Source organism: Aquimarina sp. MMG015 (assembly GCF_018100855.1).
GTDB classification, from domain to species: Bacteria; Bacteroidota; Bacteroidia; order Flavobacteriales; family Flavobacteriaceae; genus Aquimarina; species Aquimarina latercula.
This window is the reverse complement of sequence record NZ_JAGJEB010000006.1, coordinates 290,896-310,031: the sequence shown is the minus strand read 5'-3', so window position 1 is coordinate 310,031 and position 19,136 is coordinate 290,896. Positions and strand designations below refer to the sequence as shown.

The 19,136-nt window shown below is 33.4% G+C and carries 15 protein-coding genes; 4 read left to right on the top strand and 11 right to left on the bottom strand.

Translation table 11 applies throughout. The annotated features are described in order from the left end of the window. Positions 1–40: 40 nt before the first annotated feature. Positions 41–1,501, bottom strand: coding sequence for an aminoacyl-histidine dipeptidase (locus J8L88_RS13710; protein WP_027395624.1), 1,461 nt, complete (start codon positions 1,499–1,501; stop codon positions 41–43). Positions 1,502–1,597: 96 nt separating this feature from the next. Between J8L88_RS13710 and J8L88_RS13705 the strand changes: the two genes are divergently transcribed. The 3 genes from J8L88_RS13705 (at position 1,598) to J8L88_RS13695 (ending at position 7,076) form a co-directional block, all read left to right on the top strand. Then, the gene (locus tag J8L88_RS13705) at positions 1,598–2,662 is read left to right on the top strand and encodes a DUF3810 domain-containing protein (RefSeq protein ID WP_027395623.1); all 1,065 of its coding nucleotides are present in this window, start codon (positions 1,598–1,600) and stop codon (positions 2,660–2,662) included. 119 nt (positions 2,663–2,781) lie between these two features. Continuing rightward, positions 2,782–5,769: an amidohydrolase family protein gene (locus tag J8L88_RS13700; protein ID WP_211060984.1), complete on the top strand. Its 2,988-nt coding sequence runs from the start codon at positions 2,782–2,784 to the stop codon at positions 5,767–5,769. Between the two features lie 14 nt (positions 5,770–5,783). Beyond that, the gene (locus J8L88_RS13695; protein WP_211060983.1) at positions 5,784–7,076 is read left to right on the top strand and encodes an amidohydrolase family protein; all 1,293 of its coding nucleotides are present in this window, start codon (positions 5,784–5,786) and stop codon (positions 7,074–7,076) included. A gap of 56 nt (positions 7,077–7,132) precedes the next feature. On the opposite strand, the gene J8L88_RS13690 is transcribed toward J8L88_RS13695, so the two are convergent. The 10 genes from J8L88_RS13690 to tgt all read right to left on the bottom strand — a co-directional run bounded on the left by J8L88_RS13690 (position 7,133) and on the right by tgt (position 18,062). Then, a complete protein-coding gene (locus J8L88_RS13690) occupies positions 7,133–7,450 on the bottom strand; it encodes a hypothetical protein (protein WP_027395620.1) in 318 nt (105 codons plus the stop codon). 120 nt (positions 7,451–7,570) lie between these two features. Continuing rightward, entirely contained in the window at positions 7,571–8,692 is a 1,122-nt protein-coding gene (locus J8L88_RS13685) for an alanine--glyoxylate aminotransferase family protein (RefSeq protein WP_027395619.1), read from the bottom strand. Between the two features lie 297 nt (positions 8,693–8,989). After that, positions 8,990–9,784 carry a DUF6503 family protein gene (locus J8L88_RS13680; RefSeq protein WP_211060982.1) on the bottom strand — a complete coding sequence of 265 codons (795 nt, stop codon included), beginning with the start codon at positions 9,782–9,784 and terminating at the stop codon, positions 8,990–8,992. Between the two features lie 71 nt (positions 9,785–9,855). Continuing rightward, positions 9,856–10,848, bottom strand: a complete 993-nt coding sequence (locus tag J8L88_RS13675) for a DKNYY domain-containing protein (protein ID WP_211060981.1) — start codon at positions 10,846–10,848, stop codon at positions 9,856–9,858. Positions 10,849–10,946: 98 nt separating this feature from the next. Further along, a complete protein-coding gene (locus J8L88_RS13670; RefSeq protein WP_371813666.1) occupies positions 10,947–12,194 on the bottom strand; it encodes an asparagine synthetase B in 1,248 nt (415 codons plus the stop codon). 16 nt (positions 12,195–12,210) lie between these two features. Beyond that, on the bottom strand, positions 12,211–13,758 hold the full coding sequence (gene dnaB, locus J8L88_RS13665; protein WP_027395616.1) for a replicative DNA helicase: 1,548 nt from the start codon (positions 13,756–13,758) through the stop codon (positions 12,211–12,213). Between the two features lie 168 nt (positions 13,759–13,926). Further along, positions 13,927–14,880 (bottom strand): acetyl-CoA carboxylase carboxyltransferase subunit alpha, encoded by a 954-nt coding sequence (locus tag J8L88_RS13660; RefSeq protein ID WP_027395615.1) that lies wholly within the window; start codon positions 14,878–14,880, stop codon positions 13,927–13,929. Positions 14,881–14,952: 72 nt separating this feature from the next. Further along, positions 14,953–15,867 carry a DMT family transporter gene (locus J8L88_RS13655; protein ID WP_118386765.1) on the bottom strand — a complete coding sequence of 305 codons (915 nt, stop codon included), beginning with the start codon at positions 15,865–15,867 and terminating at the stop codon, positions 14,953–14,955. Beyond that, positions 15,854–16,930 carry an LptF/LptG family permease gene (locus J8L88_RS13650; protein ID WP_027395613.1) on the bottom strand — a complete coding sequence of 359 codons (1,077 nt, stop codon included), beginning with the start codon at positions 16,928–16,930 and terminating at the stop codon, positions 15,854–15,856. The genes J8L88_RS13655 and J8L88_RS13650 overlap by 14 nt, the downstream gene beginning before the upstream one ends. 1 nt (position 16,931) lies before the next feature. After that, positions 16,932–18,062, bottom strand: a complete 1,131-nt coding sequence (gene tgt / locus J8L88_RS13645; RefSeq protein ID WP_027395612.1) for a tRNA guanosine(34) transglycosylase Tgt — start codon at positions 18,060–18,062, stop codon at positions 16,932–16,934. A gap of 177 nt (positions 18,063–18,239) precedes the next feature. Between tgt and J8L88_RS13640 the strand changes: the two genes are divergently transcribed. Continuing rightward, a complete protein-coding gene (locus J8L88_RS13640) occupies positions 18,240–19,085 on the top strand; it encodes a transketolase (protein WP_118386767.1) in 846 nt (281 codons plus the stop codon). Positions 19,086–19,136: the final 51 nt, after the last annotated feature.

Here is a 19,136-nt window from a genome sequence, read left to right as displayed (position 1 = left end):
TTTATTTGAGATGCCTTTTCTTTTAGTATAAATTAAAAAACTATTTATTAGGAATATTTTCTAATATTTCTTTGACAAATCCCCAATACTTCTGAGCAGAAGAAATACTAGCTCTCTCATCTGGAGAATGTGCTCCTAAAATCGTAGGACCAAAAGATATCATATCCATATCTGGGTAATTCTGTCCCAGAATACCACATTCTAAACCGGCGTGGCAAGCGGCAATATGAGCTTTTTCTCCATTTATTTTTTGATACAAACTATCTAATACTTTTAATATTGCAGAATCCATATTTGGTGCCCAACCTGGATAATCGCCATCCGTTGTTACTTCGCATCCTATCAATTCAAAAGTAGCTCGTAACTTATTAACTAAATCTAATTTGGTAGAATCTACACTACTTCTAGTTAAGCATTCAATCTTAATATTTCCGTTGCCAATCGTTACTTTTGCTATATTATTAGATGTTTCCACTAAATCAGAGATCGATAAACTCATAACGTATACACCATTATGAGCGGCATATAAAGATTTTAAAACACCCTCTTGAACACCCAATTCCATTACTTTACTCGGTAGTTCAACCTGCTTCAATTCTATTGATAGGCTTGGATCTACCAAAGAAAGTTCTTTTTTTACTGTAGAGATCAATTCCGAAGTTTCAAATTCAAAAGCTTCAGATTGTATCGTATCAACAACAACTGTTGCAAAACTCTCTCTAGGAATAGCATTTCGTAAACTCCCACCTTTAATCTCATGAATTCTAAGTCCAAAATTCTCAAAACCATCAAATAACAATCTATTCATTATTTTATTAGCATTACCTAAACCTTTATGAATATCCATTCCAGAATGGCCTCCATTAAGACCAGTCACAGAAATTTGATATGCTGTTTTACCTTCCGGCATATCTTCCTGACTGTAAGTCCTCTCTGCAGTTACATCTACACCACCTGCACATCCAACTCCAATTTCATCATCTTCTTCTGTATCTAAGTTAAGTAGAATATCTCCTTGTAACCAATTTGGTTTTAATCCCATTGCTCCGGTCATTCCAGTTTCTTCATCAATAGTAAACAATGCTTCGATTGCAGGATGTGATAATTCACTAGATTCTAGAATAGCCATAATAGTAGCTACACCTAATCCATTATCAGCTCCTAAAGTAGTTCCTTTAGCACGCACCCAATCACCATCTACATACATTTCTATTCCCTGAGTATCAAAATCAAAAACCGTATCAGCATTTTTTTGATGTACCATATCTAGATGAGATTGCATCACTACAGTCTTTCTATTCTCCATGCCAGAAGTAGCAGGTTTTCTTATCAAAACGTTCCCTACTTCATCTACTTCTACCGGTAACCCAAGAGACGTACCAAAATCTTTCATAAAAGCAATTACTCGCTCTTCTTTTTTAGAAGGCCTTGGTACAGCGTTCAAATCCGCAAATTTATTCCAAAGTTTCTTAGGCTCTAGGTTTCTTATTTCTGAATTCATATATGTATTGTGTTTTTGGCAAATGTACATTATGATAATCTTAATTCAAATCATATATTAAATGTTGTAGATTTACAATCTGATATATTTCATTACATGCAATCTAAAACAAAACTATACCTTACTTTTCTTTTACCAGTTCAGTTTATAATTATCAAAATTCTTTCTTTCTTTCCAGAATTTATAGATCGTTTTTATAGTAATGGAGTTTTTGTTTACACCTCTAAAGCCTTGCGATATGTATTTGGTTGGATTCCTTTTTCTTTTGGTGATATAGGGTATAGTATTTTAATTATTCTTTTGATTCGTTTTTTATTTAAGAAAGTATTTCGAAAAAAAGTTCAATGGAAAAAAATATTGTTAGATGTAGGTGCTACCATATCTATAGTATATGCCGCTTTTCATTTGTTATGGGGAATGAACTATTATAGATTACCAATGCACGAAATATTAGAAATTGAAGATCAATACAGTGAAGCTGAACTTTTAATGGTCTCTGAAAAACTTATTAAACGCGCTAATTCTATACATGAAAGTTTAGAATCCGATGACTCTCTATCAATAGTAATGCCTTATGACAAAGAGGAAATATTCGAAAAAACAATACCAGCCTACGAACAAATTAATGAAGTAATTCCTAATCTTCGATATTCTCCAAAAAGTATTAAAAAATCTTTACTGAGTATTCCCTTAACATATATGGGGTTTAGTGGATATTTAAATCCTATTACCAATGAAGCCCAAGTAAATGGATTAATTCTTAATTATAAAGCTCCGACCACTAGTTGCCATGAAGAAGCACACCAATTAGGATTTGCAAAAGAAAATGAAGCTAATTTTATCGCGGCTTTAACCACTATGAATTTTAATGATCCTTATTTCAACTATAGTGGAACCACTTTTGCTCTTAAATTCTGTCTTAATGACCTCTACCTTAGAGACGAGCAAAAAGCATTTTGCTTGATCGAAAAACTAAGACCCGGAATATTAAAAAATTACAAAGAAGTGAATGACTTTTGGATGAGTTATCAAAATCCACTAGAACCTATTTTTAAAAGTACATACGACAGCTATCTTAAGGCTAATAATCAACCAAAAGGTATGGAAACGTATAGCTATGTAGTTGCATTACTAGTAAACTATTATAAGGATAAGTTATAATGTATCTGTAATTGTAGAATTCAAAATTTCCTGTTCCTTGTTAAAAAATTACTAATTTGTAAGGTCTTTCTGTAGCAAAAGTTATCTTTAAAACCAATTCATTTTTTACACTAACTCTTATGAAAAAACTATTTTTATCACTTGCTGTGATATTTATGGGATTTAATTTTTATGCTCAAGAATATTTCCCAAAAAATGACGGTGTTAAGACGTCTAATTCTAATTATACTGTTTTTACGAATGCTGTCATTCACACATCTCCTGGAACAGAGATTACTAATGGCACATTAATTATACAAAAAGGTAAAATTCAACAAGTAGGTACTGGATTATCCATTCCTAAAAATAGTATTGTAATTGATCTGCAAGGGAAACACATATATGCTTCCTTCATTGATCCTTTTACTAGCTTCGGAATTAAAAAGCCTAAAAGACAAGGAGGTTCTTTTAGAAGCAATCCTCAATATGATGCTTCTAGAGAAGGATATTATTGGAATGACCATATCCGTCCAGAAACAAATTCATTAGATGATTTTACTTATGACAAGAAAAAGGCTGATGAATTTATCAAAGCTGGATTTGGAACATTAAATACTCATATGCCTGATGGAATTATGAGAGGAACCGGTTTATTAGTCGCTCTTAATAATGATGGCACCAAAGGTGATCGTTTATTAAGTGATGCATCATCACAATTACTTTCTTTTTCAAAAAGCAATAAAAGCAAACAAATGTACCCTACATCACTAATGGGTTCGATGGCACTGCTAAGACAAGTATATTTAGATGCCAAATGGTACACCACTAATGATACAGATTATAAAGATCTATCTATAGAAGCTTTGAATAAAAACAAAAACTTACCTCAAATTTTTGAAGCAGGAAGTAGAATTAATGGTTTTAGAGCCGATAAAGTAGGTGACGAATTTAATATTCAATACATCATCGTTGGTGGTGGTGACGAATATGCTAGAATCAATAAAGTAAAAGCTACCAATGCCAAATATATAATTCCGCTTGATTTTCCCGAAGCTTATGATGTATCTGACCCGTATATGGCTAACCTAGTAAGCTTAGGTGATATGCGCCATTGGAACCAAGCACCGACAAACCCATCTATTTTGGCTAAAAATGGAGTTCAATTTTCACTAACTACACACAAGCTAAAAAAGATTGCTGATCTCAATGCAAGAATCGAAAAAGCAATCAAGCACGGATTAGACAAAAAAACTGCATTAGAAGCGTTGACTACAGTTCCTGCTCAGATCTTAGGAAAAAGTGATGTACTAGGAACTCTTAAAAAAGGGGCATATGCTAATTTTTTAATTACTAGTCAAGAGTTATTTTCCAAGGATAATATTATCTATGAAAATTGGGTACAGGGACATAAGAACATTGTTAATGATATGAATACCACGGATATCAATGGTGCATATGAACTAACACTTGCCGGAAAAACGTATGATGTATCCATTTCGGGAAAACCTGCTAAACCAAAGGCCGAAGTAAAACTTGGAGAAACTAAATTAGGAAGTAAAATGACATACACTAATGATTGGGTATCCCTTACTTTTACGGACGCTGATACTACAAAAACTCAATATACTAGAATAGTAACTGCAATTAATAAAAACCCTAAATTTTGGAGCGGAAAGGCGATTTTGCCAAACGGATCAGAGACAACTTTTACGGCAAAACAAAAGCCAAAAGATGCTGCTAAAAAAGATGGAAAAAAAACTGAGGACAAAAAGGAGACCCCAAAGGTACTGCCAGTAACCTATCCAAATATCGCCTACGGAAATAGTAAACTTCCTAAATCTGAAAACATATTATTCAAAAATGCCACTGTATGGACAAACGAAGTTGATGGAATTCTGACAGAAACTGATGTCTTAATCAAAAATGGAAAAATTGCCGGGATCGGAAAAAATCTAAATGCTGGAAATGCTAGAATTGTAGACGCTACTGGAAAACATTTAACTAGCGGTATTATTGATGAGCATTCTCATATCGCAGCAGCAGCAATTAATGAAGCTGGCCATAATTCAACTGCAGAAGTAACAATAGAGGATGTGGTCTCACCAGATGACATCAATATGTATAGAAACCTTGCGGGTGGAGTAACTTCTATCCAAATCTTACACGGATCGGCTAACCCTATTGGCGGTAGATCAGCAATCCTAAAATTAAAATGGGGAGAAAGTGCAGAAAATCTTATTTTCAATAACTCACCTAAGTTTATCAAATTTGCCTTAGGAGAAAATGTGAAACAAAGTAATTGGGGAGATGCAGAAAGAATACGTTTCCCACAGACTCGTATGGGTGTAGAACAATTGTATGTAGATTATTTTACACGTGCTAAGCGATATGAAAAACTAAAAAATAGTGGAAAGCCATATCGAAAAGATATAGAAATGGAAACCTTAGTTGAAATCCTCAATGGCAAACGTTTTATAAGCTGTCACTCTTATGTGCAGAGTGAAATTAATATGCTGATGAAAGTGGCTGAAAAATTCAACTTTAGAATCAACACGTTTACCCACATTCTTGAAGGATATAAGGTTGCAGACAAAATGGCTAAACACGGTGTAGCTGGATCTACTTTTTCTGACTGGTGGGCTTATAAATATGAAGTAAATGATGCCATTCCTTATAACGCTACCATTATGCATAATCAAGGAGTACTTGTTGCTATTAATAGTGATGATGGTGAGATGTCTCGACGATTAAATCAAGAGGCTGCAAAATCCGTGAAATATGGAGGAATTAGTGAAGAAGAAGCTTGGAAATTTGTTACGCTAAACCCAGCAAAAATGTTACACATTGATGATCGTGTAGGGAGTATTAAAGTAGGAAAAGATGCAGATGTTGTTTTATGGACAGATCACCCTCTTTCTATATATGCCAAAGCAGAAAAAACGTTGATTGATGGAGCTACTTATTTTGATTTAGAAAAAGACAAAGCTATGCGAAAATCAATTGCTGATGAAAGAAACGAGCTGTCTACCATGTTATTAAAGGCAAAAAATAGTGGATTAAAAACACAGCCGCCTAAGAAAAAAGAAAAACAACATTTTCACTGCGATACTGTAGAACACATTCACTAAACACCGATTACAAAATGAAAAAAATATCATATATACTATTGTTGCTAATGGTTACATTCGGAAGTGTAATTGCACAACAAACTCCGGCAAAAAGCCAGACTGAAGCAATTACTATTACCGGAGCTACTGCTCATATCGGTAATGGAGAAGTGATTGCCAACAGCATTATTATTTTCGAAAATGGTAAAATTACTACTGTTGGTACCAATGGTACTGTTGCTACCAAAGGAAAAGCAATTGATGCAACTGGAAAACATATATACCCAGGATTTATAGCACCTAATTCTACCTTAGGGTTGGTTGAAATCGGAGCCGTAAGAGCTACCGATGATGACAGTGAAATTGGAGGTTTTAATCCACACATCCGAAGTATTATAGCATACAATGCAGAAAGTAAAATTGTAGAAAGTATGCGTCCAAATGGTGTATTGATTGCGCAAACCACACCACGTGGCGGATGGATTTCTGGCACTTCTTCTATTGTACAATTAGATGCTTGGAATTGGGAAGATGCGGCCATCAAAACCGATGATGGGATCCATATGAATTGGCCAAGTCCTTTTACTAGAGGTAGATGGTGGCTAGGAGAAGATCCTGGATTTAAACCAAATAAAAAATACCAGGAACAGGTAACTGCTCTAGCAGATTATATGAATCAAGCCAAAGCTACTATGCAATCGAACACTAGTAACGAAAACTTACCTCATGTAGCAATGCAAAAAGTTTTTGATGGTACACAGACCTTATTTGTTCATGTTGGAGCGGAAAAAGCTATTTTGGATGTATTGCGTTTTGCTAAAGAACAACAACTTAAAAAAGTAGTATTGGTAGGAGCTGATGAAGCTTATAAAGTAGCCGAACAGCTTAAACAACAAAACATTCCTGTACTACTTACAAGAACACACTCTACACCAAATTATGAAGATGATGATTATGATTTGCCATATAAAAATGCAAAGTTATTGGTAGATGCAGGTGTGTTAGTAGCATTACAAAACAGCGGTCAGATGGAACGCGCCAATGCGCGTAACCTCCCTTTCCAAGCTGGAACTGTGGCTGCTCACGGATTAGATAAAGAAAAGGCTGTACAGCTAATTACTGGTAATAGTGCTAAAATTTTAGGCATTGATAATATCGTAGGCACCTTAGAAGTTGGTAAAGATGCTACTTTATTTATAAGTATTGGAGATGCTTTAGACATGAGAACCAATCAGTTAGAAAAAGCCTTTATCCAAGGAAGAGATATCAGCTTAGAAAGTCACCAAACAAAACTATGGAAACGCTATAGCGATAAGTATACAAAATAAAAAAGCTTTATTTCATTAAAAAGAAAGAGGCACTTCATAGAAGTGCCTCTTTCTTTTTAAATTCCCAATTTACTCATCTGATGTTTACTTTTATATTTAAGCGCGACTGTAGCTCTTACGGATTCATATATTTCATCCTCTCCTCTTGATCTCCAGAAAGCTTTCACACCTTCTTTTACTAACCAAGACATTGATGGAGTATACGTAGGTCTTGGGACTAAATGCATTGCAGCAGAAGCCTCTAATGCTTCTGCATACATTTCTGCCGCCAAATCACCTAATTGATCTGATACATCATGTTCTGAGATTGTATTCTTAGGATAAAAAAAGTTTAAAATTTCTACTACCATTTGGTCATTACTAATAGAACTCATTGAATAAGGTTTTAAGAGATTAAAAAATGTGTGAACTAATTTATTTACACAAAAATCAAGAAAATCAACCTTAAATCACACCCTGTTTTCAGTGAAACTCTATACACTACAATTGATATATCAGCTTTTAAATTCTTTCATATCTTGCAATGCACTAACCAACATATTTACGTGATTATGTGTACAGCTCTCCCCCATAATTCCTATTCTCCATATCTTTCCTGCGAAAGCGCCTAAACCACCTCCTACTTCAATATTATATTTAGTTAGTAACTTTTTACGCAATATTGCTTCATCATTTCCTTCTGGTAAAAAAACTGCATTTAAATTGGGTAATCGATATTGCTCTTCTACTAAATATCTAAATCCTAAAGATTCTAGTTTTGTTTTTAAAACCTCGTGTACTTCTTGATGTCTTTTCCATCTGTTTTCTAAACCTTCCTCTAATACGATTCTTAGCGATTCTCTTAAAGCGTATACCGAAGAAACTGGTGCAGTATGATGATAAGCACGTTTAGCACCTCCCCAGTAGTTTTTAACTAAACTTAAATCTAAAAACCAACTTTGCACCTTTGTTTTTCTATTCTCTAGTGCTTTTAGCGCATTATCAGAAAAACTTACAGGTGATAAACCTGGAGGGGCACTTAAATTCTTTTGTGTACCAGTGTATATTGCATCTATATTCCAATCATCCACTTTTAGTTCCATACCACAATAAGAAGTTACAGCATCTACCATTAATAATCCACCAGCGTTATGAACCAGATCACTAATTTCTTTTAAAGGTTGTAAAGCTCCGGTAGAAGTTTCTGCATGTACAAGTGCTACTAATTTTGGTTTTTTGCATATGTCCAAGGCCTTTTTTATATCTTCTGGAGTGATCACTGTTCCCCAAGCTACCTCAACTTTATGTACTTTAGCACCACATCTTTCGGCTATATCCGCCATTCTACCACCAAAAACTCCATTGATACAAATAATAGCTTCGTCTCCAGGTTCTAATAAATTAACCAAACAAGTTTCCATACCAGCACTACCGGGGGCAGAAACTACAAAAGTCATATGATTGTTAGTCATAAAAGTATCTTGTACCATCGTTTTAACCTCATCCATAATGGTAACAAATTCTGGATCTAAATGCCCAATTAATGGTGTAGACATTGCTTTAAGTACTCTAGGATGTGCATCTGATGGTCCAGGTCCCATCAAAATCCTATTACTCGTTGTTAGTTCTTTATACATAAAATTATTTTTGTGTGTGTTACTATATCGTTTTCGTAAATAGAATTAGATAAAGGATATAAAATTAATTAATTCTAAAAATGTACTTGAATAGACTTTAAGGTATTCTTATTTAAAAGTGCACCACTTATGATTTTTTCGCAATAAACAAAGAGTATTCTCTTATACAATTATCAAATACTAAAAATCACACCTATATTTTTATCAAAAAAAGTTTTCGCTTTCTGAAAAAACAAAGAGCTCCATTAGACAAAAACTAACAGAGCTCTTTTTAATATCTTATAATTTATAGAAGACCTATTTCACATCTTTCGGCTTACTAAATATAAAAGCATCCATTTTTTCTTTACTCGCAGAGGCATTTACGAAGTTTCTCTCACTTTTAACTTCTCCTACAATTCCATCTTTATAAGATCTCCATTTTAAGGTTTTTGGCAACAATAACCCGTCAATATCATTCCAATCTGAATATTCTATAAGGCTAATTTTCTCACTACTTTCTTTACTAAAAAATGTTACTGTGTATCCTAAAAATTTCATCTTATATGATTCTGAATCATAGTATACAAAGTAATTATCCTTTGGAGAATCACCAATTGCTTCTCCATAAGATATTTTATAACCAGGATATGATACTTCTCCCACTTTTAAATCGTCCACTTTTTCATAAGAAATACCATCATCTCCCAATACGAAAGGCATTGCATAAAAATAGAACATCAAGTTATGATAAAAACGTGGGTTCCCTTTAAAATAAGTTGAATCTTGCTCAATCCATGCTTCTTTCCCATCAAAACCTAATTGAAACTTGTCTGTTTCGATACGTGCATGTCTAGTTTTAAGATCCGTAGTATGCTTTTCATTACCTTCTGGGTTAGAAAGTTCAAAAACCAAGGAATTCTTTTCATCAAAAGATTGAATCCCACCGTGAGCTTTAAAAACAGCAGCTATATCTTTTGGGAAATCACTAGAGCGATCAGGAATAATTATTTCTTCTTTCTCTTCTACAACAATTTCTTTTTCTTCTTTAAGTGTTTCTTTACAAGAAAATAAAACACTGAGAATTAGTACGGATACTATTATTTTTTTCATTTTTGGATGTAAGGTTATTGTTTAAGTTTACAATAGTCGTCTTTTATTTACAACCTTACAAAAATCAAAATTTACTTTTTACTTTTTACAATTTCACCAACTTCGTAAATGTGATTTTTATCCGAAAAAGTATAAGTATTCTTATTATATCTAAACGTATTTGTGTCTGCCCCATCGATTATCTTTCCATTAAAAAAGACGTAATTTTTATCTTTTGTGTACCCATGCTCTAGTTCTTTAAAAGTAGTAACATCTACTTCTTCTATTGCCTCTCCTTGATAAAATATCTTATCGTCTATTCTCACTAATCCATTATCCTCAAAAAAATTAATAGCGTTACTATTTTTAAAAGGAATAGTAATAACTTCATCTAGGCTTTCTGAATTTTGATATCCCACATAAAAATACACATTATTATCGTCTCGAATATAGTAGTCTGTCAAAGAAACAATTCCTGAGATATTAGCTTCTTCAATCTTACGAGGAGGGTTTCCATAAGAATAATAATACACTCCTTTTTGATCTTTACAAAAGTGACTATTGATCTCATCAAAAGATGCAACATCTAGGGAATCATTTCTTTTATAATTTTGATATACAAAATTCTTGTCTTTAGCAAAATCGAAACTTATCTGAGTAAAAGTTTTTGCATCTGCTCCTTCTAGAATTTTTAGTGCTTTTATATCTTTTGTACCTATATGATAATAATTATCGTTTAATTCATATACGTGATTTTTATCTATAGGTGTATACCCTAACAGCACTTCGAATGATGCAAGATCTATTTCATTATTAATTGCTCTTGATTTAAAATAAGCTTGATCTTTATCTTTAGCATAATCCCTTGCTAGAACCTGAAATGTTTGCATATCAACTTCCATTTCATCTTTTCCTAATTCAAACCAATTACCCATTGGACTATAAATAATGCCTTCTTTATCTCTTGTATAATAATAAGAATCGGATAACTCTTTATTTACTTCTTTTCCAAAAGGGTTAAAAAAACGATACAATCCATAAATACACAAGGCACCTATTGATATAAATAAAATAACAACTATCATTATGATTTTTTTTACCATAGGATCAAAACTACAAAATGTTCAATACTCAAATCACCCTATAAACAGTGATTTAACTCATAGAAACAAAATCAAAACAATCAAGTTTTCTGTTTTTTCTTTTTGGCAGCAGGAAAGAGAACATTGTTAAGAATCAAACGATATCCAGGAGAATTAGGATGCAATTCTAGCTCAGTTTTTGGATCTCCTACTCTATGCTGATAATCTTCTGGATCATGACCTCCATAAAAGGTAAAGAAACCTTTTCCTTTAATTCCATGAATATATCTAGCTTCGTTGTTAGTTCTATTTTCTCCAAGAACTAATACATTAGATTTAATTTCAGTAGGGTCATATGCTGTGGTCTGCCCCATAAAACCTTTTACCAATGCGGTATGATTCTGACAAAGCATCGTAGGAATCGGATCCCATTTCGCAGAAAAATCCATTAGCGTAAAATAATCTGTAGTTTTAGAAATACGACGTTTTCTAGTCATATCTATAGAAGAAAACTCATATACATTTGGACTACGTTCGAGCGTAAAATCTTTAAACGCAAATGTTTTATTATAATCGATTTTAGACTGATAACCTGGTTCACTTGGATCTCCGTCAAACATTGGCTCGCAAATATCCACTCCTTCTGCAGCTATAGCTATTTCAAAACTATCTGTAGCACTACACATAGCGAACATAAACCCACCACCTACTACATAATCTCGAATCTTAAGTGCTACTGCAAGTTTTTCTTGAGAAACCTTTTCATAACCTAGTTCAAATGCCAATTTCTCTGCATTGGCTTTTTCTTGTATATACCAAGGTGCCGCTCTATAAGATGCATAAAACTTACCATATTGTCCAGTAAAATCTTCATGATGTAAGTGTAACCAGTCGTATAAAATAAGATTATCTTCTAAAACTTCTTTATCATATACAGTCTCGTACGGGATTTCGGCAAACGTTAAAACCATTGTTACCGCATCATCCCAAGGTTGATTCCCTTTTGGAGAATACACCGCTATTTTAGGTGCTTTTTCTAAAATAACAGCTTCCATATTTTTAGAGGGACTACTTATATCCTCTAAAATTTCTTCTGTTTTAGCGTTGCTCAGAACTTCATAAGAAACCCCACGAATCGTACATTCTTTTTTAATGTCATCCGTATCAGGTAATAAAAAAGAACCTCCTCTATAATTAAGTAGCCATTTAACTTTTAGATCTTTGCTAAGTGTCCAATATGTAATTCCATAGGCTTTTAAATGGTTTTGCTGACCTTCGGCATCCATAGGAATTAACACATACGAAGCGTATGATTGAAAAGTAAAGAAAAATAATAGTGCGTAAATCAAAAATTTACACTTCATTTTAGAAAGGAACGTCATCATCATCATTAGAGTCATTTATGCTACTCCCAAAGGCTTCATCGGCACTAGGAAGATGGCTTGTACTAAAAGGATCATCTTCTTCTTTACCATCATTCATCTTAGAATGAAACTCAAAAGGAGTACTAAAGTCATCTAAGTTATCAAATTTACCTAAGTGACCAATAAATTTTAACCTAATATTTTCTAAACCACCATTACGGTGTTTGGCAACAATAAACTCTCCTTGTCCTTGAGTAGGTGATCTTTCTTCATCATCCCACTCATCTATCTTGTAATATTCTGGTCTAAATATAAATGCTACAATATCCGCATCCTGCTCAATCGCTCCAGATTCCCTCAAGTCACTCAATAACGGTCTCTTACTACCTCCACGAGTTTCTACAGCACGTGATAACTGTGATAATGCAATAACAGGAATATTCAATTCTTTTGCTAATGCCTTAAGGTTACGAGAAATTGTCGAAATCTCTTGTTCACGGTTTCCATTCTTACCACTACCACCTGCTGTCATTAATTGTAAATAATCTATAACAATCATTCTTATACCATGCTGAGAAGAAAGACGTCTTGCTTTTGCTCGTAAATCAAAAATGGAAAGAGAAGGAGTATCATCTATAAAAAGAGGAGCTTTCTCTAAGTCTTTTACTTTTACATTAAGTTGTTCCCATTCGTGTTTTTCTAACTTACCAGTACGTAATTTCTCTGAAGAAAGACCCGTTTCTGAAGATATTAAACGTGTAATCAGCTGTACTGATGACATCTCTAATGAGAAGAATGCAACAGGAATATTAGCTCCAACTGCCATATTTCTAGCCATAGACAATGTCAAAGCAGTTTTACCCATACCAGGACGTGCTGCAACAATAATCAAGTCACTTGGTTGCCAACCAGAGGTCAGCTTATCTAATTTATCAAAACCAGAAGGAACTCCACTCATTCCTTCTTTATTCGATATTTCCTGAATTTTTTTCTTTGCTTGAATTACTAAACTTTGAGCAGTCTCTGTGGATCTTTTTATATTTCCTTGAGTTACCTCATATAATCTAGATTCTGCCATGTCCAAAAGATCGAAGACATCTGCGGTCTCATCGTATGATTCTTCGATAATCTCATTCGATATTTTTATCAGACTACGCTGTATATATTTCTGCAAAATTATACGAGCATGAAATTCGATATGTGCTGAAGATGCTACCTTTTGGGTAAGTTGAATTAGATAAAATTCCCCACCTGCTAATTCAAGTTTTGCATCTTTCTTAAGTTGACTCGAAACCGTTAATAAGTCAATCGGCTCTGAGTTTTCGAACAACTTATATATAGCGTCAAAAATATATTTATGAGATTCTTTGTAAAAAACATCGGGATTAAGAATGTCGATAATTTCATCGACTCCTTTTTTATCTATCATCATCGCCCCAAGCACAACTTCCTCTAAATCAGTTGCTTGAGGAGGTATTTTTCCTTTTTCCAGCGAAATTACGTTCCCCCGACCATAATTAGATTGCTGAGCTTGCTGTACTTTTTCCATAACTACGAATGTAAAAAAATTGTAAAGAGGTGGACCTTATACAAAGGTAATCAATGTCCACCAGTCTTCAACAAATGAACTGTTGATAACTTAATTATATTGTTAATAAGCATAAAAAAATCCGAAGTCAAAAACTTCAGATTTTTGTGTCAAGTGATTTATTAGGGGTTAGCCTTTGAAGACCCCCATATTTGCATATTTATCCATACGCTTTTCTACCAATTCTTCTGGTGATAAGTTTTTCATCTCTTCAAAAGATGACAAAATTTTATCTCGAACAGCTTTAAATGTTTTTTCACGATCACTATGAGCTCCACCAAGCGGTTCTCTTACGATTTCATCCACAACTTTAAGTTTAGCACTATCTTTTGCAGTTAATTTCAATGCTTCGGCTGCAATTTCCTTTTGCTCCCAACTTCTCCATAGAATAGAAGAGCAGTTTTCAGGAGAGATTACAGAATACCAAGAATTTTCTAGCATCAATACTTTATCACCTACTCCTATTCCTAATGCACCTCCACTGGCACCTTCTCCAATAATAATAACAGTAATAGGAACTTTAAGACGTGTCATTTCTAGGATATTTCTAGCAATAGCTTCTCCTTGTCCTCTTTCCTCAGCTTCTAAACCTGGATATGCTCCTGGAGTATCAACAAAACAAACTACAGGAATATTGAATTTTTCAGCACTCTTCATCAAACGAAGTGCTTTTCTATATCCCTCAGGATTAGCCATCCCAAAGTTTCTATATTGTCTTGTCTTTGTATTGTATCCTTTTTGTTGACCAATGAACATAAAACTTTGATCACCAATTTTACCTAAACCTCCAATCATCGCTTTGTCATCTTTAACATTACGATCTCCATGTAATTCTAAAAAAGAATCTCCGCATATAGCATTTATATAATCTAATGTATATGGCCTAGATGGATGTCTAGATAATTGTACTCGCTGCCAAGCAGTCAAGTTCTTATAAATCTCCTTTTTAGTCTCATTTAATTTTTTTTCAATTTGCTTACAGGTATCCGTGACATCAACATCACTTTCAGCTCCTATTGCGCAAGCTTTTTCAAATTGTTCTTCGAGTTCTTTTATGGGGAGTTCAAATTCTAAATATTCCATATCAAGAATATATTTTGTTTTTTTTAACTAGGGTTAGCAGACAAATATAAAACAATACTTGTTAAACTAGTATTAAGACCTTTGTCTTTTTATTTTTTTAATATTTTTAAATATACCATTCAACACTACTGTGCTAAGTATAATAAGGGCTCCGTAATAAAATCCTGGGTTCATTTTTTCTGAATCTCCAAAAATTAAAAATGCTAATACAATTCCATAAACAGGCTCTAAATTTATCGTTAACATTACTGTATATGGACTTAAGTATTTCATAACCTGAACTGAACCTATAAAAGCATAAGCCGTGCAAAATGAAGCAAGTATTATTAAAAATATCCAATCCGAGGTTGATAACTGAAAGAAACCAATTGTAAAACCGTCATTTTCTGCTCCTAAAAAAGACATTCCTGTCAAGTAAATTGTCACAAAACCCACTCCAGTTAATAATTCATAAAAAGAAATCATTGAAGGAGAATATTGTTGAGCAATCTTACCATTAATTAATGAAAAAACAGATGATAAAAAAGCTGAGCATAGTGCATATACAATTCCTAAAAAATAATCACCTTCTACATTAAAAATAATATAAAGACCTACAATTACCATCAAACCAAATACAACCTCATACCAAATAAGTTTTCGCTTATAAAAAATCGGCTCTAAAATTGAAGTGAAAAATGCACCCGTAGACAAAATAGCAAGCGTTATAGAAACGTTAGAAACTTTTATTGCCGCAAAAAAAGTAATCCAATGTAATGCAATAATCCCACCGGCAATACATAATGTAAACAAAAGCTTTTTAGATACCTTTAAAGAAATTTTTCTAATTAGAATATAAAGGTAAATAAATCCTGAAGCCATTAACATTCTATACCATACTAAAGGTAGTGCTTCAATAGAGATTAGCTCTCCAAGTATTGCAGTAAACCCCCATATAAATACTATAAAATGAAAATGAAGATAATTCTGGAGCTTAACGTTTGGCATTATAAAGAAGATAAATTGCTAATATCCCAAAAGAAAAATTAGGAAACCACACTGCTACTAAAGGTGGAAAATCAGATTGATTGGCCAACGTACCTAAAACTTTATCAAAAAAGATAAAAACGAAGGCTAAAGAGATACCGACAGCTAGATTTATACCCATTCCTCCTCTTCTTTTCATTGAAGAAACTGCTACACCTATAACGGTAAGTATAAATGCTGAAACAGGAATACTCCATCTCTTATAAGCTACCACTTTATATCTGTTTATATCTGAAGAACCTCTTTTACTTTCCTTTTCTATAAACTTACTTAATTCCATATAATTTAGTGTCTCTGCTACATAAGTCACAGGAGTAAACTCATCTATATCAAAAGGTAAAATCGTGTCTTTTTTCCTTGCTTTCTCTATGATATCTCTGTCTTCTAAAACTGTACGTTTCACAAAGTCTCTTAATTCATAAATACTATCTTTCTCTATAAAGGTTATCGTTCTAGCTGAAATTTTTGTAACTAATTTATTTCCATCAAAATATTCCAATGTGAAATTTGTCGCCTTTTTCTTAAGTGGCTTAAAATCACTGGCATATAAAAATATACTATCATTTAATTGACGGTATACATTTCTGGTTTCTTGAACTTTCTTCCCCTTTTTTAAGTAGGTATATTTAAACTCATTAAATCCTTGACTTGCTTTAGGTGCTAAAAATAACCCCATTGCAAGAGCTCCTACACAAATTAAAATCGCTCCAATCATATACGGTCTAAGAAATCTCCAAAATGAAACACCTGAGCTTAAAAAGGCTATAATTTCTGTCTTATTAGCTAATTTAGAAGTAAACCAAATCACAGAAAGAAATACAAATAATGGAAATAGTAAATTTGCAAAGTAGATGGTAAAATCCAAATAATAAGAAACAACGGCTCCAAAGGGCGCTTCATGCTCTAATATATTATCTATTTTCTCAGAAAGATCAACGATAATTCCTATTGGAATAAACATGAGAATCATTGCGAAAAATGTTCCCAAATAACGTTTAAGTATATACCAGTCTAATATTTTCAAATTACAATCTTTTATCCATTTGTTTTACCATCATATTTTTCCAAGAATAAAAATCCCCAGCTAAGATATGTTTTCTTGCTTCACGAACCAACCATAAATAAAAACCTAAATTATGGATCGTTGCTATCTGTCTTCCAAGCATTTCATTCACCGAAAAAAGATGCTTTAAATATGCTTTAGAATACTCAGTATCTACATAGGTAATAGCCATTTCATCAATCGGAGAAAAATCATCCTCCCACTTTTTATTCTTAATATTTATAGTTCCGTGTGCCGTAAATAACATCCCATTTCTCCCATTTCTAGTCGGCATTACACAATCAAACATATCAATACCTAATGCAATATTTTCTAAAATATTAATTGGTGTACCCACACCCATCAAATATCTAGGTTTATCCTCTGGCAATATTTCTGTCACTACTTCAGTCATTGCATACATCTCTTCTGCTGGTTCTCCTACTGACAAACCTCCGATTGCATTTCCTTCTGCTCCCGCATTAGCAATATATTCTGCAGACTGTCTTCTTAGATCTTTATAAGTACTTCCTTGTACTATTGGAAAAAAAGTCTGATCATATCCATATTTAACTGGAACTTTTTCGAGATGTTGCATACATCTATCTAACCATCTGTGAGTCATATGCATACTTCTCTTTGCATATCTGTAATCACAAGGGTATGGAGTACATTCATCAAAAGCCATGATGATATCTGCACCAATTGTACGTTGAATCTCCATTACATTTTCTGGCGTAAACACGTGATATGATCCATCAATATGAGACTTAAACTTCACACCTTCTTCCTTAATCTTACGATTTGCTGATAGAGAATATACTTGATAACCTCCGCTATCTGTAAGAATATTTCTATCCCAATTCATAAATTTATGTAACCCACCTGCTTTTTCTAAAATTGGTGTTTGCGGTCTTAGATATAAATGATAAGTGTTTCCTAATATAATATCAGGATTAATATCATTTTTCAACTCTCTTTGATGTACACCTTTTACAGTTGCTACAGTACCAACAGGCATAAAAATTGGAGTTTCAATAACTCCATGATCAGTTGTTACTTTTCCGGCTCTGGCCTTACTCTGAGGGTCCGTAGATAATAGGTCGAATTGCATATTTTTTATTTCGTAGAGCGCAAAGATAACTAACTAAAACTACTTTAATAAAGTCTAGTTTCCGAAAACTTTTCGTTATTAACAATGGTATCTTAATTAAAAGGTGTAAAGACATTTTGCCACGGTAATCAAAACCTGTATTTTTGCGCCTTAATCATTAAGCCAATTAGCATAGCAATGCCAAAAACACAACAATTAGAAGATTTTGTAACTCAAGTTCGTAGAGATATTCTACGACAGGTTCACAAAGTAAACTCAGGGCATCCAGGTGGTTCTCTAGGGTGCACAGAATTTTTTGTAGCTCTTTATCAAGAAATTTTAGAAAGAAAAGATGGTTTCGATATGGACGGAAAAGAAGAAGACCTTTTCTTCTTATCTAACGGACATATTTCTCCGGTTTTTTACAGTGTATTAGCAAGAAGCGGATATTTTCCTGTAGAAGAATTAAATACATTTAGACTAATTAACAGTAGACTTCAAGGACACCCAACGACTCACGAAGGTCTTCCTGGTATTAGAATTGCTTCTGGATCTCTTGGTCAAGGAATGTCTGTAGCTATTGGTGCTGCGCAAGCAAAAAAACTGAATAATGATAACCATATTGTATACAGTCTTCATGGAGACGGAGAATTACAAGAAGGTCAGATTTGGGAAGCAGCTATGTATGCATCCGGAAAAAAAGTAGATAATCTTATTTCTACAATAGATCTTAATGGACAACAAATCGATGGATCCACTGATGATGTATTATCATTAGGTAGTCTTAGAGCTAAATTCGAAGCTTTTGGTTGGGATGTTATGGAAATCAAAGAAGGAAATAATATTACAGCTGTAATAGAAGGATTACAGGAAGCTAAAAGCAGAACTGGAAAAGGTAAACCAGTTTGTGTATTAATGCATACTGTAATGGGTAATGGAGTAGATTTTATGATGCATACTCATGCTTGGCACGGTAAAGCTCCAAATGATGAGCAATTAGAAATAGGTTTAGCACAAAATCCTGAGACTTTAGGAGACTATTAAGGCATACATAAAAGAGGTTTCTGTGAAAACAGAAATGACTTAAAAAAAATA